General features: G+C 61.5%; 27 protein-coding genes. 21 read left to right on the top strand and 6 right to left on the bottom strand.

The window, feature by feature from the left end; genetic code table 11:
* Positions 1 to 7: 7 nt before the first annotated feature.
* From fba to LB569_RS09150, 6 genes are read right to left on the bottom strand one after another with little or no spacing between them, the layout of a single operon-like run.
* Positions 8 to 1,087 (bottom strand): class II fructose-bisphosphate aldolase, encoded by a 1,080-nt coding sequence (gene fba, locus LB569_RS09125; RefSeq protein WP_224691929.1) that lies wholly within the window; start codon positions 1,085 to 1,087, stop codon positions 8 to 10.
* A 1-nt stretch (position 1,088) separates the two neighbouring features.
* Complete coding sequence (locus LB569_RS09130; protein WP_224691930.1) at positions 1,089 to 2,306, bottom strand: phosphoglycerate kinase; 1,218 nt, start codon at positions 2,304 to 2,306, stop codon at positions 1,089 to 1,091.
* Positions 2,303 to 3,310 (bottom strand): type I glyceraldehyde-3-phosphate dehydrogenase, encoded by a 1,008-nt coding sequence (gap, locus tag LB569_RS09135; protein ID WP_224691931.1) that lies wholly within the window; start codon positions 3,308 to 3,310, stop codon positions 2,303 to 2,305. Before gap ends, LB569_RS09130 begins: the two co-directional genes overlap by 4 nt.
* Before the next feature lie 4 nt (positions 3,311 to 3,314).
* Entirely contained in the window at positions 3,315 to 5,327 is a 2,013-nt protein-coding gene (gene tkt / locus LB569_RS09140; protein WP_224691932.1) for a transketolase, read from the bottom strand.
* A gap of 10 nt (positions 5,328 to 5,337) precedes the next feature.
* Positions 5,338 to 6,210 (bottom strand): phosphoribulokinase, encoded by an 873-nt coding sequence (locus LB569_RS09145; RefSeq protein WP_224691933.1) that lies wholly within the window; start codon positions 6,208 to 6,210, stop codon positions 5,338 to 5,340.
* A 15-nt stretch (positions 6,211 to 6,225) separates the two neighbouring features.
* Positions 6,226 to 7,269, bottom strand: a complete 1,044-nt coding sequence (locus LB569_RS09150; RefSeq protein ID WP_224691934.1) for a class 1 fructose-bisphosphatase — start codon at positions 7,267 to 7,269, stop codon at positions 6,226 to 6,228.
* A 117-nt stretch (positions 7,270 to 7,386) separates the two neighbouring features.
* Here LB569_RS09150 and LB569_RS09155 point away from each other — a divergent pair, with 117 nt between their 5' ends.
* From LB569_RS09155 to hypB, 21 genes are all read left to right on the top strand, one after another.
* Positions 7,387 to 8,322: a LysR family transcriptional regulator gene (locus tag LB569_RS09155; protein WP_224691935.1), complete on the top strand. Its 936-nt coding sequence runs from the start codon at positions 7,387 to 7,389 to the stop codon at positions 8,320 to 8,322.
* Between the two features lie 110 nt (positions 8,323 to 8,432).
* The gene (locus tag LB569_RS09160; protein ID WP_224691936.1) at positions 8,433 to 9,878 is read left to right on the top strand and encodes a sigma-54 dependent transcriptional regulator; all 1,446 of its coding nucleotides are present in this window, start codon (positions 8,433 to 8,435) and stop codon (positions 9,876 to 9,878) included.
* 144 nt (positions 9,879 to 10,022) lie between these two features.
* A complete protein-coding gene (locus tag LB569_RS09165) occupies positions 10,023 to 10,265 on the top strand; it encodes a hypothetical protein (protein ID WP_224691937.1) in 243 nt (80 codons plus the stop codon).
* Between the two features lie 229 nt (positions 10,266 to 10,494).
* The gene (locus LB569_RS09170) at positions 10,495 to 11,457 is read left to right on the top strand and encodes a hydrogenase (RefSeq protein ID WP_013896581.1); all 963 of its coding nucleotides are present in this window, start codon (positions 10,495 to 10,497) and stop codon (positions 11,455 to 11,457) included.
* Between the two features lie 46 nt (positions 11,458 to 11,503).
* Positions 11,504 to 13,102, top strand: coding sequence for a nickel-dependent hydrogenase large subunit (locus LB569_RS09175; protein ID WP_224691938.1), 1,599 nt, complete (start codon positions 11,504 to 11,506; stop codon positions 13,100 to 13,102).
* Positions 13,103 to 13,195: 93 nt separating this feature from the next.
* Positions 13,196 to 13,510, top strand: a complete 315-nt coding sequence (locus tag LB569_RS09180) for a hypothetical protein (protein ID WP_224691939.1) — start codon at positions 13,196 to 13,198, stop codon at positions 13,508 to 13,510.
* 41 nt (positions 13,511 to 13,551) lie between these two features.
* Positions 13,552 to 13,872, top strand: coding sequence for a hypothetical protein (locus LB569_RS09185; RefSeq protein ID WP_224691940.1), 321 nt, complete (start codon positions 13,552 to 13,554; stop codon positions 13,870 to 13,872).
* A gap of 10 nt (positions 13,873 to 13,882) precedes the next feature.
* Positions 13,883 to 14,359 (top strand): hydrogenase maturation protease, encoded by a 477-nt coding sequence (locus tag LB569_RS09190; protein WP_224691941.1) that lies wholly within the window; start codon positions 13,883 to 13,885, stop codon positions 14,357 to 14,359.
* On the top strand, positions 14,356 to 14,670 hold the full coding sequence (locus LB569_RS09195; protein ID WP_224691942.1) for a hypothetical protein: 315 nt from the start codon (positions 14,356 to 14,358) through the stop codon (positions 14,668 to 14,670). Before LB569_RS09190 ends, LB569_RS09195 begins: the two co-directional genes overlap by 4 nt.
* 104 nt (positions 14,671 to 14,774) lie before the next feature.
* Entirely contained in the window at positions 14,775 to 15,797 is a 1,023-nt protein-coding gene (locus tag LB569_RS09200; RefSeq protein WP_224691943.1) for a hypothetical protein, read from the top strand.
* Positions 15,798 to 15,820: 23 nt separating this feature from the next.
* Entirely contained in the window at positions 15,821 to 16,033 is a 213-nt protein-coding gene (locus LB569_RS09205; protein WP_224691944.1) for a hypothetical protein, read from the top strand.
* A 10-nt stretch (positions 16,034 to 16,043) separates the two neighbouring features.
* Positions 16,044 to 16,268: a hypothetical protein gene (locus LB569_RS09210; protein WP_013896573.1), complete on the top strand. Its 225-nt coding sequence runs from the start codon at positions 16,044 to 16,046 to the stop codon at positions 16,266 to 16,268.
* A complete protein-coding gene (locus LB569_RS09215; RefSeq protein WP_318013107.1) occupies positions 16,225 to 17,142 on the top strand; it encodes a NifU family protein in 918 nt (305 codons plus the stop codon). The genes LB569_RS09210 and LB569_RS09215 overlap by 44 nt, the downstream gene beginning before the upstream one ends.
* On the top strand, positions 17,139 to 18,329 hold the full coding sequence (locus LB569_RS09220; protein ID WP_224691945.1) for an NHL repeat-containing protein: 1,191 nt from the start codon (positions 17,139 to 17,141) through the stop codon (positions 18,327 to 18,329). The genes LB569_RS09215 and LB569_RS09220 overlap by 4 nt, the downstream gene beginning before the upstream one ends.
* Positions 18,326 to 20,749, top strand: a complete 2,424-nt coding sequence (gene hypF, locus LB569_RS09225) for a carbamoyltransferase HypF (RefSeq protein WP_224691946.1) — start codon at positions 18,326 to 18,328, stop codon at positions 20,747 to 20,749. Before LB569_RS09220 ends, hypF begins: the two co-directional genes overlap by 4 nt.
* A gap of 2 nt (positions 20,750 to 20,751) precedes the next feature.
* Positions 20,752 to 21,033: a HypC/HybG/HupF family hydrogenase formation chaperone gene (locus LB569_RS09230; RefSeq protein ID WP_095774167.1), complete on the top strand. Its 282-nt coding sequence runs from the start codon at positions 20,752 to 20,754 to the stop codon at positions 21,031 to 21,033.
* Between the two features lie 13 nt (positions 21,034 to 21,046).
* A complete protein-coding gene (locus LB569_RS09235) occupies positions 21,047 to 21,736 on the top strand; it encodes an SIS domain-containing protein (RefSeq protein ID WP_224691947.1) in 690 nt (229 codons plus the stop codon).
* Complete coding sequence (gene hypD, locus LB569_RS09240; RefSeq protein ID WP_224691948.1) at positions 21,733 to 22,890, top strand: hydrogenase formation protein HypD; 1,158 nt, start codon at positions 21,733 to 21,735, stop codon at positions 22,888 to 22,890. Before LB569_RS09235 ends, hypD begins: the two co-directional genes overlap by 4 nt.
* A complete protein-coding gene (gene hypE / locus LB569_RS09245) occupies positions 22,887 to 23,954 on the top strand; it encodes a hydrogenase expression/formation protein HypE (protein ID WP_224691949.1) in 1,068 nt (355 codons plus the stop codon). Before hypD ends, hypE begins: the two co-directional genes overlap by 4 nt.
* 9 nt (positions 23,955 to 23,963) lie before the next feature.
* A complete protein-coding gene (locus LB569_RS09250; RefSeq protein WP_224691950.1) occupies positions 23,964 to 24,302 on the top strand; it encodes a hydrogenase maturation nickel metallochaperone HypA in 339 nt (112 codons plus the stop codon).
* A complete protein-coding gene (hypB, locus tag LB569_RS09255; protein ID WP_224691951.1) occupies positions 24,302 to 25,357 on the top strand; it encodes a hydrogenase nickel incorporation protein HypB in 1,056 nt (351 codons plus the stop codon). The genes LB569_RS09250 and hypB overlap by 1 nt, the downstream gene beginning before the upstream one ends.
* Positions 25,358 to 25,363 lie beyond the last annotated feature (6 nt).

Below are 25,363 nucleotides of genomic sequence, written 5' to 3' on the forward strand. Positions count from 1 at the left end.
GGGTGGTTCAGGCAGCCCTGCTGGCCGCCACTTGCGTGTCGAGCAGGCCCGTTGCGTAGCGCCTGGCCATCTCGTCCAAGGGCATCACCTTGATCCGGCTGGCATTGCCTGCGCAGCCAAAGGCCTCGAAACGTTCGCGGCACAGGTCGCGCATGGCATCCATGGCAGGCTTGAGGAATTTGCGAGGGTCAAACTCAGCGCGATTGCTGACCGCGACCTTGCGGAATTGGGCGGCCATGGCCATGCGGCAATCGGTGTCGATGTTGATCTTGCGCACGCCGTGGCGGATGCCGCGCACGATCTCTTCCACCGGCACGCCGAAGGTCTGCGGCATCTCTCCACCATAGCTGTTGATGATGTCCTGCAGTTCTTGCGGCACCGAGGAAGAGCCGTGCATCACCAGATGCGTGTTTGGCAGTTTCTGGTGGATGGCCTCGATGACATGCATGGCGAGGATGTCGCCGTCAGGGCGGCGCGAAAACTTGTAGGCGCCGTGGCTTGTGCCACAGGCGATCGCCAGCGCGTCGACCTTCGTCTGCGTGACGAAATCGACCGCCTGGTCAGGATCGGTCAAGAGTTGATCGTGGGAAAGCACGCCCTCCGCGCCGTGCCCGTCCTCGGCCTCGCCGTGGCCGCTTTCCAGCGACCCAAGCACACCGAGCTCGCCTTCCACCGAGGCGCCGACCGCATGCGCCATCTCGGCGACACTTGCCGTCATCTCCACATTGTAGTCATAGCTCGCCGGCGTCTTGCCGTCGGCCAGGAGCGAGCCGTCCATCATGACCGACGTGAAGCCGTGGCGGATCGCGGTCAGGCAGGTGGCTTCGTTATTGCCGTGGTCCTGATGGACGCAAAGCGGAATGTCGGGATAGATTTCTGCCAGGGCATCCATCATCTTCGACAGCATGATGTCATGGGCGTAAGCGCGGGCGCCGCGCGAGGCCTGGATGATAACCGGTGCGTCGCAGGCCTTTGCCGCCTGCATGATGGCGAGACCTTGCTCCATGTTGTTGATGTTGAAGGCTGGAACGCCGTAGTCACGTTCAGCGGCGTGGTCGAGCAGCTGTCGAAGTGTAATCTTGGCCATGTCAGACGGTCTCCGAGTGTTCGACTCTTTTGCGCAGCACTTCGATGCCAGGTAAGCGGCAGCCTTCGAGCCATTCGAGGAAGGCGCCACCGGCGGTCGAAAGGTAGGTGATCTGGTCGGCAACGCCTGCCAAAGACAGTGCGGCCGCCGTGTCGCCGCCGCCCGCGATGGTGGCGAGTTGACCGGCCTTTGACAGTGCCGCTGCATGGCGCGCCACAGCGAACGTGGCCTCTCCAAATGGCCGCATCTCGAATGCGCCCAGTGGCCCATTCCACAACAGGGTGCGGCAGGCGTTCAGGACATGCTTGATCTCCGCAACGGTCCTGGGACCAACGTCGAGCGCCATTGCCTCGTCAGGGATAGCTGCCACGGGGACGGTTGTGGCCAAAGCCTCTGCCTCGAACATCCTGGCCACGGTAACGTCGCTGGGCAGAAGAATACGACAACCGTTGGCGGCGGCAGCCTCCATGATATCGCGAGCGATCGAAACACAGTCCGGCTCGTGGACTGACCGCCCCACACGGTATCCGCTTGCAGCCAGAAATGTGTTGGCCATGCCGCCGCCGATGATCAGGTGATCCATCCTGCCGATCAGGTTCTTCAATACCCTTATCTTGGAAGAGACCTTGGAACCTCCCACCAGAGCTGCCACCGGCTTTTCCGGCGCGTCGAGGGCGGCAGTCAATGCGGCGACTTCGGCAAGCAGGGACGGGCCGGCGTAAGCGGGCATGATTTCAGCGATTGCATGGGTCGAAGCATGCGCGCGATGAGCGCAGGAAAAGGCGTCGTTGACAAAGAGATCGCCGTTGACCGAAAGCCGCAATGCAAAATTGCGGCTGTTGGCCTCCTCGCCCTTATGAAAACGAAGGTTTTCGAGCAGGAGAACCTTGCCGTCCTGATGATGTTTGGCAGCCTTCTCCGCAGTGGGACCGACACAATCTGGGACGAACACGACTTCGCGGCCGACTTCGGTGGACAGCGTGCCTGTTACCGGTCTCACCGAATAGATGGGATTGGCATCACCGTCTGGTCTGCCAAGATGCGTCATGACGACAACCTTGGCACCGCGCGCCAGGAGATCCCTCACTGTTGGAGCAAAACGTACTATCCTGGTGGCATCGGCTACCATGCCGTTCTTCAGCGGCACGTTGAGGTCGGCGCGAACGAGAACGGTCTTGCCGGCAATTTCAGCGGTGCGGATGTCGGGGAGGGGTTTCAAAGCACGCCCCCAACAGCGACCGCGGTGTCGGCCATGCGGTTGGAGAAGCCCCACTCATTGTCGTACCAGGACAGTACCGAAACGAAGTTGCCGTCCATGACCTTGGTCTGGTCGAGCGCCAGGATCGACGAGCGCGGATCGTGGTTGAAGTCGATCGAGACATTCGGGTGATGGGTGACGCCGAGAATGCCCTTGAGCTTGCCGTTGGAAGCAGCGATCACCGCTTCGTTGATTTCCTGCACGGTGGTGGCGCGCTTGGCGATGAACTTGAAGTCGACAACCGAGACGTTGGGGGTCGGCACGCGGATCGAGATGCCGTCGAGCTTGCCCTTGAGATCGGGCAGCACCAGGCCGATCGCCTTGGCCGCGCCGGTCGAGGTCGGGATCTGCGACAGTGCCGCAGCGCGGGCGCGGTAGAGATCCTTGTGCATGGTGTCCAGCGTCGGCTGGTCGCCGGTGTAGGAGTGGATCGTCGTCATCATGCCCTTTTCGATGCCGACGGTCTCGTGCAGCACGGCGGCCAGCGGCGCCAGGCAGTTGGTGGTGCAGGACGCATTCGAGATGACGATGTGGTCCTTGGTCAGCTGGTCGTGGTTGATGCCGTAGACGACGGTGAGGTCGGCACCTTCGGCGGGCGCCGAGACGACGACGCGCTTGGCGCCGGCGGTCAGATGCGCGGCAGCCTTGTCGCGGGCTGTGAAGATGCCGGTGCATTCGAGCGCGATGTCGATGCCGAGTTCCTTCCACGGCAGCTGCGCCGGGTCCTTGATCGCGGTGACCTTGAAGGTCTCCTTGCCGACGGTGATCTGGTCGCCGGAGACCGAGACTTCGTGCGGGAAGCGGCCGTGCACGCTGTCATAGCGCAGCAGATGCGCGTTGGTCTCAACCGGGCCGAGATCGTTGACGGCGACGACGTCGATGTCCCTGCGGCCGGATTCATGGATGGCGCGCAGGATGTTGCGGCCGATGCGGCCAAATCCGTTGATGGCAACTCTGACGGGCAAGGCTTCAATCCTTCTGAACAACTGCACAGGCGGAATCGGCAATAGCCTCGGCCGTGATCCCGAAATGCCTGTAAAGCTCTGCCGCCGGTGCGCTGGCGCCAAAGCCGGTCATTCCGACGAAAGCGCCGCCGTCACCAATCCAGCGGTCCCAACCAAGGCGCGCGGCGGCCTCGACGGCTATGCGCGGAGCTGTTCCCAGAACCTCGGCGCGATAGGCTTCGTCTTGTTCTTCAAAGAGTTCCCAGCAGGGCATGGAGACCAAGGCAACCCGCATATGATAGCGCTCCAGGAGCAAGTCGGCGGCCGCGCGGGCGATCTCGACTTCCGAACCCGTGGCAATCAGCGTCAGATCGCGCCGGCCGACGGGCTTGCGCATGAGGTAAGCCCCTTTGGCCGAGCGACTGGCTTCGGGAGCCTTCGTGCGCAACATCGGCAGGGTCTGCCTCGACAAGACCAGCACGCTCGGCCGGTGCTTTGACCTCAGCGCCAGCTCCCAGCATTCGGCTGTCTCGATGATGTCGGCTGGACGGAAGACATTGAGGTTGGGCGTGGCACGCAGCATCGCCAGATGTTCGACAGGCTGGTGTGTGGGCCCATCCTCGCCAAGTCCGATGGAATCGTGGGTCATCACATAGATGACGCGCTGGCCCATCAGTGCCGAGAGCCGCATTGCGCCGCGCGCATAATCGGCAAAGCACAGGAATGTCCCGCCATAAGGCACAAGCCCGCCATGCAGCGCCATGCCGTTCATGGCCGCCGCCATGGCGTGCTCGCGGATGCCATAGTGGATGTATCGGCCGGAGAAGTCGCCCGGTGAAACGCGAGCCATGCCCTTGGTGATGGTCAAGTTGGAATGCGTAAGATCCGCCGATCCACCGACGGTCTGCTGCGTCGCCTCGTTGATGACGCCGAGAGCCAATTCAGAGGCCTTGCGGGTCGCGACGTTGGTCGCCTTGTCGAAATGTTGCTGGCGGAATGCCTCCAGCGCCTCGAACAGGGCTTCGGGAAGGTCGCCAGCCATGGCACTTTCGAATTCATGGCGGCGCGGCGACGCGGCAAGCCTCGCCTCCCAACCCGCGCGCGCGTTTTGGCCGCGTGCTGGTGCTGTGCGCCAGGCGCGCAAAACGTCGCCGGGGATCTCGAAGGGTGGATGATCCCAACCGAGGTTTGCTCGCGTCGCGGCGATTTCGGCCTCGCCAAGCGGCGCGCCATGGGTTTTTTCCGAGCCGCCCAGGTTCGGCGCGCCCTTTCCGATTGTGGTCCGGCAGGCGATCAACGTCGGCCGGTCAGACGTCCGTGCCTGCTCCAGCGCCGCCGCGATTGCCTCCAGGTCGTGGCCGTCGATCGAAAGCACGTTCCAGCCGGCGGCCTGGAAGCGCATCGGTTGGTCCATCGACGTCGCCAGCGAGGTCGGACCGTCGATCGAGATGCGATTGTCGTCCCACAGCACGATCAATCTCGAAAGGCCAAGATGGCCGGCAAGATCAATCGCCTCGTGGCTCATCCCCTCCTGCAGGCAGCCATCGCCGGCGATTGCATATGTGTAGTGGTCGACGAGGCCGGCACCAAACCGGGCGGCAAGCATGCGCTCGGCCAATGCCATGCCGACCGCCGTCGCAATGCCCTGGCCAAGCGGACCCGTCGTGGTTTCGATGCCAAGTGCATGGCCATATTCGGGATGCCCGGCAGTGCGGCTGCCAAGCTGTCGGAAGCGCTGCAACTCCTCGATCGGCATGTCTTCGTAGCCGAGCAGATAGTGCAGCGCATATTGCAACATCGAGCCATGGCCCGCCGATAAAACGAAACGGTCGCGATCGGGCCAGTCGGGACGCGACGGGTCGATTTGCAGGAAGCGATTGAACAGTATGGTGGCAACATCGGCCATGCCCATCGGCATGCCGGGATGGCCGGAGTTTGCCTTTTGAACCGCATCCATGGCGAGCGCCCTGATGGCGTTTGCCATCAGCTGTTCATCGGCCCTGGCGGGGACGGGCGTGTCGATCGCGATCTGGTTCATCTCAGCTTCCTCAGTTGGCGCGGCGCTTGCGTTCGATCAGTTGCATGATCAGCGGTGTGAGGATCAGCTGCATGGCCAGGTCGAGCTTGTTGCCCGGCACGACGATCGAGTTGGCGCGCGACATGAACGAGTTGTGGATCATTGAAAGCAGGTAGGGGAAATCGATGCCGCGCGGGTTGGCGAAGCGGATGATCAGCATCGATTCGTCAGGTGTCGGGATCCAGCGAGCGACGAATGGATTTGAGGTATCGACGATCGGCACGCGCTGGAAATTGATGTCTGTCTTCGAGAACTGCGGCACGATGTGGCGCACATAATCGGGCATGCGCCGAAGGATCACGTCCACCACAGCTTCCGTCGAGTAGCCGCGCGTTGAGCGGTCGCGGTGGATCTTCTGGATCCATTCAAGGTTGATGACCGGCACGACGCCAATCTTGAGATCAGCGTGTTTGGCCAGATCGACCCTGTCGGTGACGGCACAACCATGCAGGCCCTCATAGAACAGCAGGTCACTAGGGGCGAAGTCGCGCCACGGGGTGAAGGTGCCGAGATCGCAGCCATAAAGGCTGGCCTCCGCCTCATCGTGAACATAGGTCCGGGTGCGCCCGGCACCCCTGAGCCCATAGTTTTCAAAGACCTCCTGGAGCGCGTCGAGTTCGTTGGCCTCGGCGTTGAAATGGGTGAAGTAGGGATTGCCACCCTTTTCGTCCTCGGCAACCTTCACCTTCATCGCCGCGCGATCGTAGCGGTGGAATGCATCGCCCTCGATATAGGCGGCATCGACGTTTTCGCGCCGGAAGATCTGCTCAAAGATGCGCTTGACCGAGGTGGTGCCCGCACCTGAGGAGCCGGTGATCGAAATGATGGGGTGCTTGGCCGACATCTTGTGCTTCCCTGATCAAGCCCGAAACAGGCCACGATTGCCAAACAGCGGTGAACGCTCGGCTATTGCACTTGGCTCGGTGTGATAGCGGGCGACGCGCTCGACCTCCCTGGCGGAGCCGAAGACAAACGGGACGCGTTGGTGAAGGCCGGTCGGAACGATGTCGAGGATGCTGCAAAGCGCATTGGTTGCGCGTCCACCGGCCTGCTCCACCAGCATCGCAATGGGATTGGCCTCGTAGACGAGCCTCAGCCGGCCGCTTGCATAACCGGCACGGCTATCGCCGGGATAAAGAAAGACGCCACCGCGCATCAGGATGCGATAGACATCGGCTACCAGCGAGGCGATCCAGCGCATGTTGAAGTTCTTGCCGCGCGGACCTTCCTCACCTTTCAGGCAATCATCCACATAGAGCCGCACGGCTTCTTCCCAATGGCGATAATTGGAAGCGTTGATGGCGAACTCCTGGGTGCGTTCGGCCACAGCCACGCTCTCATGGGTCTGCACGAAGGTGCCAAGTTCTGGCGACAAGACGAAGGCGTGCGTGCCGTGGCCAAGCGTCAAAACCAGAACCAGCTGCGGTCCGTAGACGAAAAAGCCTGCCGCGAGCTGGCTGCTGCCTGGCTGGAGAAAAAAGGCGGCCGGGTCGATGCCGGGCGCGCCAGTCGCTGGGAGAAGCGAGAATATGGTACCGATCGATACGTTGACGTCGATGTTGGACGAGCCGTCCAAAGGGTCGATGGCCACCCCAATGCGGCTCTCGGGGTCGAGTGCGACCGGCGCGATCCGCTCTTCGGAGGCGACACACCGCACCGGCGCACGACGCATGGCGTCCAGGAAGATCTGATCGGCATAAAGGTCGAGGTGCCTTTGGGTATCGCCGTCCGCATTGACCGTTGCGTTGGTGCCGCCAAAGGCGGACCCCAGAGAGCCAGAGCGGATGGCCTTGTTGATCGCAAGCGCCGCACCAGCCAGCGCCGCCACCGTTGCGAGAACGTCGCCATCATGCCCTTGCCGTGCGTGCGACGCCAAAAAGGCCTCGAGTGTCGGATTGTTCATTTTCCCCTCCCGATCCCGCGATAGCGCCGCAGATCTGATGACGGTTGGAACAGCCCGGTACGGGTTAGTAAACTTTAATCTATTTACGGCGGCGATAAGTTCTGCTTACTTCAGCAGATGCGCAACATCACGCTCCGTCACCTCCGCGTCATCTCGGCCATCCATAGCGAGGGTAAAATCATCAATGCTGCCAAGGCGTTGGGACTTACCGGACCGGCGGTGACGTTACAGCTTCAACAGGTTGAAGAAGAGGCCGGAATTCAGCTTTTCGAGCGCGCTCCGCTAGGCATGCGTCCGACTGACGCAGGTTTGGCGTTCATCGAAGCGGCACACGCCATCGATGAGAGATTGCGGCTGCTCCACGAGGAGATTGATGCCGTCAAGGGTATCAGGAAGGGGCATTTGATCGTCGGCGCGGTTTCCACGGCGAAGTATTTTGCTCCGCAGATCATTGCTGGCTTCAAGAAGGAGTTTCCCGATATCGAATTGAAGCTGGTAATCGGCAACCGGGCCGAAACCATTGCAAAGCTGAAGGGCCATGTTCTTGATATTGCGCTGATGGGACGACCGCCCCCGGACCTGCCGGTGGAGGCCAAAGTGTTCGGCGACCACCCGCTGATCATCGCTGCCGCCCCCGATCATCCGCTGGCCCGGGCGCGCGACATTACCAAAGCCAGGATCGCGAAGGAGCATTTCATCGTGCGCGAACCGGGTTCGGGCACCCGCATGTCTTTCGAACGGTTTCTTGGCGACGTCCCTGGGCGATTGGAGCAACCGGGAACGGAGATGGATTCCAACGAAACGATCAAGCAGGCCGTGATGGCTGGACTGGGCGTTGCCTTCATCTCCGCCCACACCATAGCCTTCGAGGTCCAGGGCGGACGATTGTCGGTGCTCGATGTGGTCGGAATGCCAATTCGGCGCCAATGGTTTTCCGTGGTGCGCAGCGACCGCGTCGTGACGCCGGCCATTGGGGCGTTCTGCGCCTTCCTGGCGCGCAAGGGAGCCGCTTTCCTGCCCGTCTCGGCAAAACTCTATCCGGAGATCCGCTAGGCCTATATCGGTGCTTAACTCTCGACGTTTGGCAAGAAGCAGCCATTCATGACAATTGAAGCCGTCCCGCCCTTTTGCTAACAAGGTGCGCAAAATGGAAACCTGCTTATATGGATGAACCGGGTACCGTCGTTATCGTCTCGCGGCAGGGCAGCGACTGGACGTGGCCGCTCAATGTCCTGGCCGAGCGCTACGCGTACCGGGTCATCCTGGCGCACTCCTTTTCTGAAGCCTTGACCACCATGGCTACCATCCACGTTGATCTGGCCATTGCGGAGGATCATGAGGGGGAAGATGCTGGTCTCACCTTTCTCACTGGCCTGCGGGTGTCTCATCCCGACATCACCCGCATATATGTGACGTCGAAATCGGACTGCATTTCGGAGCCGGCTTTGTCCCAGGCGGCAATCTATCAGTTTCTGCTGAAGCCGGTTGATGCGTCGCAATTGGGCCTGGTTGTCGAAAGAGCGCTGGAGACCCGCGAACTTGCACGCCGCCATCGCATCCTGTCTCGAGAGTTCAAAATCTCAGGCGACGGGCTGATCTTCGGTGAGCGGAAGAATGCCGTCTTCAGAACGGAAAGCCAGCGTTTCGAAAAGCTCGTCTACGTCAGCGAGAAAATGGCTGAATTGTGCGAACTGGCGCGGCAAGCGGCCAAGACCGAGTTGCCGATCCTCATCGAAGGCGAGACGGGGACGGGCAAGGAACTGCTCGCCAGGGCCATCCACTACAACTCAACGCGCCGTGCAAGTCCCCTGCTCGTCCAGAACTGTGGAGGCGTGCCGGACGAACTACTGCAATCGGAATTGTTTGGACACAAGCGTGGATCCTTTACCGGAGCTATTTCGGACCGGCTGGGTCTGTTTCGCGCCGCCGACGGCGGGACGGTTTTCCTGGATGAGATTTCCGAAGTGTCGCCGTCGTTTCAGGTGAGCTTGTTGCGATTTCTCCAGGAGGGCGAGGTCAAGCCTCTTGGCTCGGACAGGGTCACACACTGTGATGTCCGCATTATCGTGGCATCCAATCGGCGCCTGAAAACACTCGTCGCGCGCGGCGAGTTCCGGCAGGATCTCTATTTCCGCCTCAAAGGCTTCGAGTTCGAAGTGCCCGCGCTGAGAGAACGTCCCGAAGACATCGGACCCCTGGCGGAGTTTTTTGCGGCAAAACATGCCGATGCCATTGGCCGCAAGATCCTGGGAATCACGGCCAACGCCATCGAAAAGCTTTCAGGCGGCGAATTTCCAGGAAATGTCCGGGAGCTGGAAAACGAAATCCGCCGCATGGTGGCTCTCGCCAAGGACGGTGAGTATCTAACGACCCGCAACATGTCGGCGACGCTTCTGGCCGCGCCACCACGGCGCAGTGCCGAAGCGGTTGCCTTTCTGCCTGACGGCGTGACGTTGAAGGACCAGGTGGAAAGCCTCGAAAGGCAGATCGTCAGCAGGGCGCTCGTTCGCAATCATTGGAATCAAAGCCGCACGGCAAACGAACTTGGGCTGTCGCGGGTCGGCCTGGCCAACAAGATCAAACGCTACAGCTTGAACGAACACGGCTAGCCGCTCCTGTTTTTGGCAATCGGTGATGCGCGATGTTGTCAGCCAGGCTTGGCATGGCGGGCAGGTGGCTCTTCGAACGCGGGTGGCAAATCGGTCATGTCAGCCCTATGTTGAGTTTTGAGCGCGGACGTTTAGGAGAGCGCCATGAGCAAAGCCGATGAACCCTCATCACAGCCGCAAACGGAGATAATCCCGTTTCCGCAGTCCCGGGTCCCGACTTCAAGCCGTCACAAGCCGACCAAATATCTTGGGTTGGGGGCAATGGCAAAAACGATCGGCGCGCCTGAACGGCAGACGACGGGCCACTGGTGCAGTCGCTGCCAAGGTATCTGGTATGGCTATCTGCTCGAAGTCACCTGTCCGGCCTGTGGCAATCGTCACGGCTAAGAACGGGTCGTGACGACCCTTGGCTTCGTTCACAACCTAGTTTCCAACAGCAAAGTTACTTTGCAGCCGGTGCGCGGGCCGATAGGGCGGCCCAATCCGCGCCAAGGCACGGCAAGTTATTGATAATAAAAGGTTTCCTGGACAACGTTTCCGGCTGGCACGGCGCTTGCTTCACATTAGTCGGAGGCGTGCATACGGCAATGCTTCGTTACAGGCTGTGGAGGAGAGAATGGCCAATCTTTTGTGGCTCCAGGGTGGAGCATGCTCCGGCAACACGATGTCGTTTCTCAATGCCGAGGAACCGAGCGCGTGCGATCTGGTTACCGACTTTGGCATCAATGTGCTGTGGCATCCCTCGCTCGGGCTCGAGCTCGGCGAGAACCTGCAAAAGATGCTGAAGGCGCTGACCGCAGGCACGCTGGCGCTGGACATTTTCGTGTTCGAAGGCACCGTGGTGAACGCCCCCAACGGGACCGGCGAATGGAACCGCTTTGCAGGCCGTCCCATGCGCGACTGGGTGAGGGACCTGTGCAAGGTCGCCAACTTTGTCGTCGCCGTTGGCGATTGTGCGACGTGGGGCGGCATCCCCGCGACCGCGCCGAACCCGTCCGAAAGCGAAGGCCTGCAATTCCTCAAGCGTGGCCATGGCGGCTTCCTGGGCAAGGATTTCAAATCCAAGGCCGGTCTGCCAGTGATCAACATTCCGGGTTGCCCGGCTCACCCCGACTGGATCACGCAAATCGTGGTCGCGGTCGCCACCGGCCGCGGCGGTGATCTCACCTTGGACGAATTCCAGCGTCCGAAGACCTTTTTCACGTCCTTCACGCAAACGGGCTGCACCCGCAACATGCACTTCGCCTACAAGGTTTCTGCGACCGAGTTTGGTCAGCGCAAAGGCTGCCTGTTCTACGACCTGGGCTGCCGCGGGCCGATGACGCATTCGCCGTGCAACCGAATTCTGTGGAACCGGCAATCGTCCAAGACGCGAGCGGGGATGCCGTGCATGGGCTGCACCGAGCCTGAATTTCCTTTCTTCGATCTGGCTCCGGGGACCGTGTTCAAGACGCAGACCGTCATGGGTGTGCCAAAGGACATGCCGAGCGGGGTCGACAAGACCGGTTACATCAAGCTGACCGCCGCCGCCAAGGCTGCTTCGCCACGCTGGGCTGAAGAAGACATCTTCGTCGTCTGAAGTCACCGATTGCCAGATTCTATTTTTCAGGGAGGTCCGGAAGACCATGTCAGCCGCTGTTCAAACACTTGATATTTCTCCTGTTGGCCGCGTCGAGGGCGATCTCGACGTGCGCGTCGACATCCAAAATGGCGTTGTCGTCAACGCCTGGACGCAAGCCGAACTGTTCCGCGGGTTCGAGATTATCCTGCGCGACAAGGATCCGCAGGCGGGTCTGGTCGTCACGCCGCGCGCCTGCGGTATCTGCGGCGCTTCGCACCTGACCTGCGCGGCCTGGGCGCTCGATACGGCCTGGAAAGCCGAGGTCCCCCGCAACGCCATCCTTGCGCGCAATCTCGGGCAGATCGTGGAAAGCCTGCAGAGCTTGCCAAGACACCACTACGGCCTGTTCATGATCGACTACACCCACAAGAACTATTCGCATTCGAAATACTACGAGGAGGCGGTCAAGCGCTGGTCGCCATACACCGGCACCAACTATGAACTTGGCGTGACGATCTCTGGACGACCCGTTGAAATCTATGCCCTGCTGGGCGGCCAGTGGCCGCATTCGAGCTACATGGTGCCTGGCGGCGTGATGTGTGCGCCCACGCTTACTGACGTAACCCGGGCATGGTCTATTCTCGAGCACTTCCGCCGCAACTGGATGGAGCCGGTTTGGCTGGGCTGCTCCTTCGAACGTTACGAGCAGATTCGCTCCTATGACGATTTCATGGCCTGGCTTGACGAGCGCCCGGAGCACGCGAACTCGGATCTGGGCATGTTCTGGCGCATGAGCATGGACGTCGGTGTCGACAAATATGGTAAAGGTCATGGAAAGTACGTTTCGTGGGGCTACTTGCCGCATGAGGACAAGTACAACCGGCCGACGATCGAAAACCGCAACGCGTCAGTGCTTATGAAAAGCGGCGTCTACGACGGCGCGGCCGATACCCACAAGCTGATGGACCAGGTCCACACAAGAGAGGACGTCTTGCATGCCTGGTACGACGAGCCGAGCGGAAAGCATCCGTTCGAGCGCACGACAAAGGCCGTCGGCAAGAATCCCGTCGAATACGAAAATCAGTACTCATGGTCGACCGCGGTGCGCCACGACAACAACGGTCGGCTTGAAGCTGGACCTCTGGCCCGCCAGCTGATCGCAGGTGGTAGCCACGGAGAAAGCTGGCAGCATTACGACCCGCTTGTTCTTGACATGTACAAGAAACTTGGCGGGGCCAGTGTCATGCTGCGCCACTTCGCCCGCATGCACGAAGGCGTCAAGCTCTACCGTCAGGCCGAGCATGCGCTGCGCGAGTTTCGCCTTAACGACCCGTGGTACGTCAAGCCGACAGAGAAGGACGGTCGCGGCTGGGGAGCCACCGAAGCCATCCGCGGTGCGCTTTGTCATTGGATCGAGGTGCAAAACGGCAAGATCAAGAACTACCAGATCATCGCGCCGACCACTTGGAATGTCGGGCCAAGATCGGACGGCGGCGAGCTTGGCCCGATCGAGCAGGCCCTGATCGGCACGCCGATCGCGGATCCAAGCGATCCCGTCGAAGTCGGCCACGTCTGCCGCTCGTATGATTCCTGTCTTGTCTGTACCGTGCACGCCCATGATGCCAGCACCGGGACAGAACTCGCACGCTTCCGTACGGCTTGATCCGACGCAACGCGTCGAGCGCCCTCAGCCTCGATCGTCCGGCCGCGTGCCGGGCGATCGGATCTGCTGCACACGAACCCGGGAGCGCAGGCAATGAATAGCGAGCAACAGCATGCTTTGCTGCGCAAAATGGCCCAATTGATGCAAGGCGGGCTAAAGACGCAGACCGAACCTTTTCCCGAAACGGAAAGGGAGTTTGCCGCGATTTTGACCGAACTGCGTCAGCTCAAGGCCGACGACATAGAGGGCAAGATGGTCATCAGCGGCTTCGTGGATCAACCCTACGGGCCCGACAAGCAGCGCTGCATGGAATGCATGTATTACCTCGTCCACCGCGAATGGTGCGACCTCCCGGAACTGGCCGTGCCGGTCGATGCCGATTGGTGGTGCAGGCTTTGGCGCATCTAGGCCCTTGCAGTGACCTTAGGCCCGCGCGGTAGGAGGAACCGGTGGAAAACGCGATCAACGACGAGAGTGTGGCGGGCCGAATTCGCTCTTTGCTTGCCGGCGGCTTGAAGACCGAGGTTTTTCCACGTGCCGACGACCAGGACAGCGTGGCCGAAATCCTTGGCCGGTTGCGCCGGGCTGGCGGCGACATTACGGCTGGATTGGTGATTGCGGGCTTCACCCTCCAGCCGGTGGAGCACGGCGGCATCGAACAAGCCTGCGAGACCTGCATGTACTATCTGGTCCACCGGCGCTTCTGCGAGCTTCCCGAACTTGCCGTTCCCGTTGAACCGCAGTGGTCCTGCCGGCTGTGGCGCATATGACTGTACCGCTATGATCATCGTCATCGGCTGCGGAAATCTGAACCGCCAAGACGATGGGGTGGGCATAGAGGTCATACGCGCATTGCGGCAACGCAACCTCGAAGGACCGGATGTCAAATTGCTGGATGCGGGTACGGACGGCATGTCGGTCATGTTTGCCGCGCGCGGTTGCACGTCCTTGATCGTGGTCGATGCGTCAAAAACCGGGGTCACGCCAGGCGCCATACACGAGGTGCCGGGCGCTGTGCTCGAGCGTCCCTATGTCCCCGGTCTCAACCTTCATGACTTCCGCTGGGAAGCGGCCCTCTATGCGGGACGGCAAATTTTTCGTGAAGAGTTTCCCACGGACGTGACGGTCTTTTTGATCGAGGCCGCCGAACTTGGCTTTGGCATAGGGTTGTCGCACGATGTCGCCGCGTCGGCTGAGCAGGTTTCACGCCGCGTCGAGGCGCTCATCAGCGAAAGGTTGGCCACGGTGTCCGCATGAACGCGCCCGCCTCCAGTGTCCAGATCCGGCGCGGCGGGCTCTATTTGTCTTCGGCAATATGCGACCGATACTTCACCGGCCTGGAGAGCGTCATTCTGCTGCGGCGCAACAACGACCTTATCATCCTGCCTGTTCGCCACGCCGCATCTGGCGGCTATCTGCTCAAGCGTCGCAACGGGGCAGGGGACCGCGTGGTCTTTGCGCCAGATTTCTTCCGGGAGCAGGGGATGGATGATGAATCGGCGTGCGAATTTTTCGCTCGTTGGGAGGCGGAGCAGGCCGCCCTCGTTGCCAAAGACCTGTTTTTGTAAACTAAGTTATCAGTTGGTAATTTAAGTAGACAGGTTTGGAAAACTCGGCTAGCTTTTTGCCAAGATAATAAGCTGCGCCAAAGCAGCCGTGGAGGGAAGCCCAGTTGCAAAGCACTCGCGCCGAGGATGAGGTGCGCGCAGCAATTGCTGCGGCAGAAGACGAATCGGCGACCCCCGCCGAGCGTGCCGAGATGCTCATGGAAATCGCCATGGGACTCCAGCAGCGCCCCAAGAGCGCCGAGCAGATCCTGGCGGCAGTCGACCTCTACGATCGCGCGCTCAGCGTCTGCCCGCAGGACGAACGCCTGCTTTCGGCCCGTATCTTTGCCCGCAAGGGCACGGCTCTTTTGATCCTCCCCGACGAGGGAACAGCAGCGCTGCAACAAGCGCGCGCCGCCTTCGAGGCCGCCATGCCATCGCTGGTCGACTTCGGTCGGCCAGAAGAACTGGCAGAGGCAGAAATGAACCTCGGTCTTGCGATCCAGAATCTGGCCGGCCAGCACAAGGCCCGCATCACCGACGCGATTTCGGCCTATCAGCGGGCGCTGCGCACGTTCGACAAGGCACACTTCCCAAAGGAATTCGCCATCCTGCAGAACAATCTGGCGACGGCGTTTCTTTCCATTCCGTTCACCGATGCCAGATCAAAAATGCGCGAGGCGCTGGCCGTGCAGGCATTCGAAGAAGGTTTGAAGATCGTCAATCTGATCGATCATCCCGCCGAATACGCCATGTTGCAGAACAACCTCGGCAATGCTCTGCAATACGCGTCCTCAAGCCATACGCTGGAAAACAATTTGCGCGCGCTCGACGCCTATGACGAAGCTCTGAAAGTTCGTCTCCGGGACACGATGCCGCTCGAATATGCCAACACGGTCGCCAACAAGGCGAATTGCCTGTGGAATCTTCCCGACGACCCGGAACGGCCCGAGAACGGCAATCGCGCCAACGTACGCGCGGCCCGGGAGTATTATCGCGAGAGCCGGGAGATTTTCAGCGCCAGCGGACAGGCCGAGAAGGCCCGCACCGTTGCCGAGGCCCTCGAGCAGATCGAACGTGAACTGCTCTCGGCAACCCCTGACGACAGCAATCAACAAGGTGGCGTGGAACACCGACATCTCAACTGAACCGAACTCAAGGAGTCTATGACGTGGCAGGAGTTGAACTGACGGCAGCTGGCGCGGTGCTTGCGCTCATTATCGGACTGGTCTGCTCCGGCATCGGCGGAGCGATCGGTGGCATCGCCGTTGGCGGCAAATCTTTGGGCAACGAACTTGCCGCCATGATGGGCAGTTTTTACGGACCGATCGCTGGCGTGCCGGGACTGGTCGCCGGATTGATCATTCTGGCGCTGATCGGCTGAGGGGCAAATCATGTTGGAAATGGCAAAAAGCTCGATCACACTCTTCTTTCGGGGAAAGCTCTTCTCCGAACCCGGCAAGGTCTATCGCCAGACAGCGATAGGGGCGACCATAACCGCCCTGCTTGTCATTGCCCTGGCCAAGGCCGGCCTGCCGTTGGCAGCCGCAGCCGGGCTCGCCTGCCTCATTGGCGGTGCCTTGCAGCCGTATCTGTTCAAAAACCTCAAGTACCGTTGATATGAACGCCATCGATCAGATCCCGACCAAACGCGAGGATCTCGCCGGTCTTGCCGGCGACATCGAGCGTGTCGAGGCGATCTTTTCGAGTTGGGACGAGACGCAACGCAACGCGGTGGAGGCATACCGCCGCGCTATAGAGGACCTGCATGGTGAGGCTTTGCGACGCCTGGTGCGGGGATTGAAAGATGAGCCGGCCGCGCTCGCTGCGATGAAGCATGCGGTTACCGACGAGGTCGTCTATGCGGTGCTGCGCCGTCACAATATCCTCAAGCCCAGCCTCAGTGAGCGGGTAGAGGCGGCGCTGGACGGGGTGCGCCCGATGCTTGCCTCGCATGGCGGCAATGTCGAGTTGGTCAACGTCCGGCCGCCGGCGATCGAGGTGCGGTTCGTCGGCGCCTGCGACGGCTGTCCGGCCTCGGCCCTCACGTTCCACGCGGGCGTAAAAAAAGCAATTGAGGAAGCCTGTCCCGAGATCACTGATATCGTTCAGATCAAGGGCATGAGCAACGCTGCCGACAATGATAGTGTCCGCTTCGTCAGCCCGTTCGCGCTCGGCGCCGTCGGCGGCTGGCATTTGGTGTGCCGCCTCGATGAGATCCCGCAGGGTGGCATCAGTGCCGTCGTGGTCGGCGGGCAAAATGTCATCCTGTCGCGTCAGGAGGGGGTGGTTTCCTGCTTCCAGAATGCCTGCGCGCACCTTGGCATGGAGCTGGACGGCGGCAGCATCGAGGATGGCATCATCACCTGTCCATATCATGGCTTCCGGTATGATCTTTCCAGCGGTGAGTGCCTGACCGCGCCCGAAGTGGCGCTTCAGTCGCATGCCGTGCGCGTCATCGGCAATCGCGTCGAGGTGAGGCTGTCGTCATGATGCGCATCTCCCTGGCCCCCGATTACCGCCGACCTCTGCCTGGCAGCGTAACACAACAGCTGCTCGATCCGCGCGGTGCGCGAACCGTTCTCGGTGACCAGATCGCTGGTGACGGACTTCCTGATCCCATCAGGCCGCAACCAAATTCGCTGTTTGGGCCGCGCGGCGTGTGCTTTGCACCGGACGGTGGGCCGTTTTTCGTTGCCGATACCGGCCATCATCGGCTGATGATCTGGAACACGGTGCCGCAAACAGACAATGCAGACGCGGACCTGCTGATCGGCCAGCCCGATTTTTTCTCCGAAGGTCGCAACGCACATGGGCCGCTTGGTCCAGCCACGTTGAATATGCCGACGGGAGTATCGACCGATGGCAAGGTGCTTGCCGTTGCCGATGCATGGAACCACCGTGTGCTGATCTGGCGCACACTGCCCGAGCACTCCAACCAGCCGGCGGACCTGGTGCTCGGGCAGGCGGATTTTTCGAACGGTGCCGCCAACCGTGGCGCGGCAACCGCGGCGGCCGATACGCTGAACTGGTGTTATGGCGTCACAATCGCCGATGGCCGAGTGTTTGTTGCCGATACCGGAAACCGTCGGGTGCTGATCTGGAACTCCATCCCCCAACGTAACGGCCAGCCCGCCGATCTGGTGCTCGGCCAGGTTGATGCAACGACCCGTGACGACAATGCCTCTGGGGTAGGCGGTGCTGTCGGCATGCGCTGGCCGCACAGCGTGGTTGTCGACAACAACAAGATTCTGGTGGCGGACGCCGGCAACAACCGCATCATGGTCTGGAATTCCATGCCCAATGCCGATGGCGCTCCCTGCAGCTTCGTGCTGGGTCAATCCGGCTTCGACGGCAATGATCACAACCGGGCCTCCTATCATCCAAACAATCGCGCACTCAACATGCCCTACGGCATGACGATCCGTGACGGCACCCTCGTTTGCGCCGACACCGCCAATTCCCGGTTGATCGGCTACCCCCTCGACGATTTGCGCATGGATAGTGCCGCTTGCGGTCTCGCCGCCCAGGCCGGCTTTGCCGACAAGGGCGACAATCGCTGGCGTTTTGCTGCCCGTGACAGCGTCTGCTGGCCGTTCGCATTGGCTGCATCGGGCAATACGCTGGCGATCGCCGACACGGGCAACAATCGCGTCCTGTTGTGGGAGGCGGCGTCATGAACACGCCGCTGCGGATGGCCGACGCGACGAGCAGTGTCGAGATCAGGGTTCGCGGCCGTGTGCAAGGCGTCGGCTTCCGCCCGACAGTCTGGCGGATCGCCAGCCGGCTGGGCCTCGACGGCGACGTGCTCAACGACAGCCAAGGCGTGTTGATCCGCGTGCGCGGCGTCTCCTCGACCATTGCCGCACTTGTCGAAGAGTTGCGGACCTCGCCACCGCCGCTGGCCGAAATCACGGCCATCGAGACCAGCCCTTGTGAGGGCGAATTGGAATCCGGTTTCGTCATCGTCGACAGCGAGACGGGTGCTCGTGCCCGCACCGAAATATCGCCCGATGCCGCCATGTGTAGCGCCTGTGCCGCCGAAACGCTTGACCCGTTCGTACGGCGCTTCCGCTATCCCTTCACCAACTGCACCCATTGCGGGCCAAGATTGAGCATCGTTGGCGGCGTGCCTTACGACCGCGCCACCACGACCATGGCGCCGTTTCCGCTATGCCAGGCTTGCGGCGCCGAATATCGCGACCCCGCCGACCGCCGCTTTCATGCCGAGGCGACGGCCTGTCATGTCTGCGGTCCCGCAGCAAGACTGATCCGCTTTGATGGCCGCGCTCTTTCCTTCGAGCAGCATTCGATGCTCGACGACGTGGACGCGGCATTGAGCCTGATCCAGAAAGGCGAGATCGTGGCCATCAAGGCACTTGGCGGCTACCAGCTTGCTTGCGACGCCACACGGCCCGAAACGGCGGCTTTGCTAAGGCAACGCAAACGCCGCGACGCAAAACCCTTCGCGCTGATGGCGCGCGACCTCGATGTCGTTCGTCGCTACGCAACGCTCAGCGAGGCGGAAGCGGCGGCCCTTGAAAGCCGCGAGGCGCCCATTGTTCTGCTTGCCGCCACCGGACCGGAAGACCTGCCCGACGAGATCGCTCCCGGCCTCAAGACCCTTGGCTTCATGCTGCCTTCAACCCCTTTGCATCTGCTGTTGCTGCGGCGCATGGGCCGGCCGGTGGTCATGACCAGCGGCAACCTGTCCGACGAACCGCAGCTTATCGATGACGTCGAAGCGGCAGCGAAACTGTCGGCGATTGCGCCCTTCGCTTTGACCCACAATCGCGATATCGCCAACCGCATAGACGACTCCCTTGTGCGGCACATGGGCGGGAGATTGCGCGTGCTGCGCCGCGCACGCGGTTATGCGCCGGCGTCGATCCAGCTTCCGCCAGGCTTCGAGCCGGCGCCTGAAATTCTGGCTTATGGCGCCGAATTGAAAGCGACCTTCTGTCTGATCAAGGACGGCCGTGCGGTGCTGTCGCAGCACCAGGGCGATCTCGAAGACGCACTGACCTATGACGACTATCGCAAGAACCTCGTCCTTTTTCGCGGTCTTTTCGATCACCGCCCGGCAGCCCTGGCCGCGGACCTGCATCCTGAATATCTGTCGGCGAAACTGGCGCGCGCCACCGCGGTGTCCGAAAACCTGCCGCTCGTGGAGGTTCAGCACCATCATGCCCATGCCGCTGCCTGCCTGGCTGAAAACGGACGCCCGTTGAACGCCGATCCTGTCCTGGCCATCGTGCTCGACGGGCTCGGATACGGGTCCGATGGTGCGATCTGGGGTGGCGAGTTCCTGCTTGCGGACTATCGCCGCTTTGAACGGCTTGGCACCTTCAAGCCAGTCGCCATGCCAGGGGGGGCGCAAGCCATACGCGAGCCGTGGCGCAACCTCCATGCGCATGTGACGGCCGAGATGGGATGGCCGGCCTTCGCCATGAATTTCGGCGAACTCGACCTGTTTGCCGCGCTCACCGCCAAGCCGTTGGCGAGTGTAGATGCCATGATCAAGGCGTCGGTCAATTCGCCCAACGCATCATCGTGCGGCCGCCTGTTTGATGCAGTCGCTGCGGCCCTTGGCATCTGTTTTGACCGTCAGGCCTACGAGGGCGAGGCGGCCGCGCGGCTGGAAGCGATCGTGTCGGCAGGCATACTTGAAGAAGAGGGCGATGCTCTCGCCTATCCGTTGCCGATCCCAAACCTGCAAGGTTCAGGCTTGCCGTACATGGAGCCGCTCGGCATGTGGAACGCGGTATTCGGCGATCTGATCCTGAAGACGCCAGCCTCCGTTATCGCTGCCCGCTTCCACAAGGGTCTGGCGAAGTCGATCGCCGCCATGGCGCTGAAGCTGGCGCGCCGCGACGAGGAGGACGCCCCGGCACGCTTCGATACAGTCGCGCTCTCGGGCGGCTGCTTCCACAACAAGGTGCTGTTCGAGCAGGTCGTGAGCCGGCTTGAGAAGCTGGATTTCGTGGTCCTCACCCATTCCCGCGTGCCCGCCAACGATGGCGGCGTGGCGTTCGGCCAGGCCGCGATCGCGGCAGCCCATCTCATCGACGCCGGCAGGGTCCGACAGAAAGCGAGCTGACAATGTGTCTTGGCATCCCTGGAAAGATCCTCAAGATCGACGATCATGAAAAGAAGTTGGCCACCGTCGATGTCAGCGGCGTCAGGCGACAAATCAACATCGCCTGCATCGTCAACGAACACCATTCGGTCGACGATTGCGTCGGCGACTGGGTGCTGATCCATGTCGGCTTCGCCATGAGCCGCATCGACGAACATGAAGCAGCCGAAACCCTGAAAATCCTCACCGAACTTGGCGAAGCGCAAGCCGAGATGGAGTCCATGCGGCTGTCGGCGGTCCATTAGGAGGACATGAAAAATGTCCAGCGAAAGCGAACTGAAAGGGCTTTATCCGTTCCTGCACGGCAAGGCCCAGGATCCCGAAAAGATGAAGGCGGCGCTGCTGCATTCGGTTGCCGAGAAGGCCCGCGACTCGCGTGAAACCAATGAGCGTTTCTTTGCCGATCAGGCTGGCATCCTCGTCGCCGCCGCGCATGCGCTGGCGGATGTCTACCGCAACAACGGCCAGCTGTTTTCCATGGGCAATGGCGGCTCGAGCTGCGATGCGTCCCATGTCGCCGTCGAGTTCGTCCATCCCGTGACCGCCGGCCGGCCGGCGCTTGCCGCCACCAATCTCGTCGCCGATCTGGCGATGATTTCGGCAGTCGGCAACGATCTCGGCTTCGACCATGTCTTCGTGCGCCAGCTGCTGGCGCACGCCCGCAAGGGCGATGCGCTGATCGGCATCTCGACCAGCGGCAATTCGCAAAACCTGGTCGCGGCTTTCGCCAAGGCCAAGGAGATGGGCGTTCACACGATCGGGCTCGCCGGCGGCGATGGCGGGCGCATGAAATCGTCAGGCACGGTCGACCATTTGCTCGTCGTGCCGTCCACCTCGATCCACCGCATCCAGGAATGCCACGTCGCCGCCTATCATATCCTGTGGGACCTCGTGCACACGCTGCTCGCCGACGAACGCGGCTCCGCCGCAAAAGGAAGCGCCCAATGAAATACACCGACGAATTCCGCGACGCGGAAAAGGCGAAAGTGCTGGTCAAGGAAATCGACAAGCTTGTCGCGACCATCGAGATCGCAAGGAGCCGCCCGATCAACATCATGGAGGTCTGCGGCGGCCACACCCATTCGATCTTCCGCTACGGGCTGGAAGGCATGCTGCCCGACGCCATCGAACTGGTGCACGGGCCGGGTTGTCCGGTCTGCGTGCTGCCGATGGGCAGGGTCGACGATTGCGTGTCGATCGCCGAGCGGCCGGAAGTGATCTTCACCACCTTCGGCGACGCCATGCGCGTGCCAGGCTCGAAGAAGAGCCTGCAGCAGGCAAAGGCCGATGGCGCCGATGTGCGCATGGTCTATTCGCCGATGGACGCGCTGTCGCTGGCCCGCAAGAACCCGGATCGAGAGGTGGTGTTCTTCGGCCTCGGCTTCGAGACCACCATGCCGTCGACAGCACTGACCGTGCTGCAAGCCGAAGCCGACGGCATCAAGAACTTTTCGGTGTTTTGCAATCACATCACCATCGTGCCGACCATCAAGGCGATCCTCGACAGCCCGGATCTGCATCTCGACGGCTTCCTGGGACCGGGCCATGTCTCGATGGTCATCGGCACCGCCCCTTACGAATTCATCGCTGACTTCTACAAGCGGCCCATGGTCGTCGCCGGCTTCGAACCTCTCGATGTCCTGCAATCCATCTGGATGGTGCTCAAGCAGATCAAGGACGGCCGCGCCGAGATCGAAAACCAGTATGCCCGTATCGTTCCCGAAGCCGGCAACAACGCAGCACTCACTGCCGTGGGCAAGGTCTACGAGCTGCGTGAATTCTTCGAATGGCGGGGACTGGGCTCCATTGACCATTCGGGCGTCAAGGTGCGTGACGAGTACGCCAGCTTCGATGCCGAGCGCAAGTTCGCCATCCCTGGCGTCAAGATAGCCGACCCTAAATCCTGCCAGTGCGGTGAGGTCCTGAAGGGCGTCATCAAGCCGTGGCAGTGCAAGGTATTCGGCACCGCCTGCACCCCGGAGGTGCCGCTCGGTGCCCTCATGGTTTCATCCGAGGGTGCTTGCGCTGCCTATTACCAATATGGGGGCGTCAAGAAGCATACCACGGTCCGCTCCGGCAGCCAGCCGGTGACCGTGTCATGAACATGCGGCCACCCCCACCCAAACGCGTGCTGGGACGGGTTTTCATCCCCACCGTCACGCTTGCCCATGGCGGCGGCGGCAAGGCAATGAAAGACCTCATCGACGATGTCTTCATCAGCGCGTTCGCCGGCGCGGCTCCCGAGGTGCTGGAAGACCAGGCGCGCTTCGATCTCGCAATGTTGGCAACGCATGGCGACAGGCTTGCCTTCACCACCGATTCCTTCGTCGTCGACCCGCTGTTCTTTCCCGGCGGTGATATCGGCAAGCTTGCTGTCTACGGCACCGTCAATGACCTGGCGGTCGGCGGCGCCAAGCCGCTCTATCTGTCCTGCGCCGTCGTCATCGAGGAAGGCATGCAGGTCGAGGTGCTGCGCCGTATCGCGCTCTCGATGGCGCAAGCGGCACGCGAAGCCGGCGTCACCATCGTGACGGGCGACACCAAGGTCGTTCAGCGCGGCGCATGCGACAAGATCTTTATAACCACCACCGGAATTGGGGTGATCCGGCCGGGACTTGAGCTCGGCATCGATCATGTAAGGCCAGGTGACGCTATCCTGGTCAACGGCCTGCTGGGTGATCATGGCGCCGCGATCCTGTGCGCGCGTGGCGACATGGCGCTGGAAGCCTCGATCGAGAGCGATTGTGCGCCTCTGCATGGGCTGATCGAGTTGCTGCTGGCCGCAGCGCCCGGCACGCGCTGTATCCGTGATGCGACGCGCGGCGGCATCGCCACGGTGCTCAATGAGATCGCCGACGCCTCCGCAGTGTCGATCGAGATCAACGAGGCGGCAACGCCGCTGCGCGATGAAGTGCGCGGCTTTTGCGAGATCCTCGGTCTCGACCCGCTCTATCTCGCCAATGAAGGCAAGATTGTCATTGCGGTGCCGGCGCAAGAAAGTGAAGCCGCACTTGCCGCATTGCTCGCGCATCCGCACGGCCAGGGGTCTGCAATCATCGGCCATGCCGGCCTCGGCGAGCCGGGACGCGTTACCATGCAGACCTTGTTTGGCGGCCGGCGCATCGTCGACATGCTGGTCGGTGAACAATTGCCGCGCATTTGTTGAGGAAAGCCCGTGCACGAATTCGGCATCACCCGCAACATCGTCTCCATCGTCGAGGAAGCGGCGAAAGGGCGCCGCGTCAGGCGCGTGACACTTGATGTGGGACAGTTTTGCGGGGTCGTTCCGGATGCCATCCTGTTTTGCTTCGACATTGTCGCCAAGGGCACGTTGCTCGATGGCGCCCGGCTGGACATCCGCAAAATTGGCGGGCGCGCAAGCTGCCGGACTTGCAGCGCAACGTTCGAGACGGTCACCCTCTATCAGGCTTGCGCCTGCGGCTCGCTTGCCATCGACCGGCTGGCCGGCGAGGAACTGAAAATCCGGGAAATGGAAATCGAGGAGGCTGCCTGATGTGCGGAACCTGTGGCTGCGGCGCCAAGGCCGAAACGCGAATCCTCAACCTGCAAACCGGCAAGGAAACGGCTCTCGGCGATGCGCAAAGTGATATCCATGCCCATGATTGCGGCACGGCGCATGGGCATGGCCACGATCATGTCCACAGCCACGCTCATCCGCACGACCATGGCGACGGACATAGCCACGATCACCAGCATCCGCACACTCATGGCCACGAGCACGCGCACGACCATGCGATGGAGCAGGCGCGCGAGCATCGCCACCATAACGATCATTCCCATGGCGACGGCGAGTTGCATGGTGACGATCATTCGCATGACCATGCTCACCAAGGTCATGATCGTGCGGACGGCCATCATCACCAAGGTCACGAGCATAGTCACGGTCGCACCGCGGTGGTCGAACTCGAAATGCAGATCCTGGCCAAGAACGACGCGCTTGCCGCCAGCAATCGCGGCTGGTTCGCCGGTCGCGAGATCCTGGCGCTGAACCTTGTTTCTTCGCCCGGCTCCGGCAAGACAACGCTGCTTGAGCGCACCATCCGCGATCTCAAGGACCGGATGGTGATCTCGGTCATCGAAGGTGACCAGGCAACCGCCAATGACGGCGAGCGCATCCGCGCCGCCGGAGCTGCCGCTATCCAGGTCAACACCGGCGCCGGCTGCCATCTTGAAGCCGATATGGTGGCCAAGGGGCTGGTCGAACTGAAGCCGGCCTTCGGTTCCGTGGTGATGATCGAGAATGTCGGCAATCTTGTCTGCCCGGCGATGTTTGATCTCGGCGAACACGCCAAGGTGGTCATACTCTCGGTGACCGAGGGCGATGACAAGCCGCTGAAGTATCCGCACATGTTCCGAGCTGCCAAGGTCATGGTCATCAACAAGATCGATCTTCTGGCGCATGTCGATTTCGACGTTGACAGCGCCATCGCCAACGCGCGCCGGATCAATCCCGAGATCATTACGCTTTGCGTCTCGGCAAAATCGGGGGAGGGGCTCGGGGGCTGGTATGAATGGCTTGACCATGAAGCTGCGCAGGTGCGGCTCTAAGCTCTT

The organism is Mesorhizobium sp. BH1-1-4, assembly GCF_020165665.1.
In the GTDB taxonomy this organism is placed as follows: Bacteria; Pseudomonadota; Alphaproteobacteria; order Rhizobiales; family Rhizobiaceae; genus Mesorhizobium.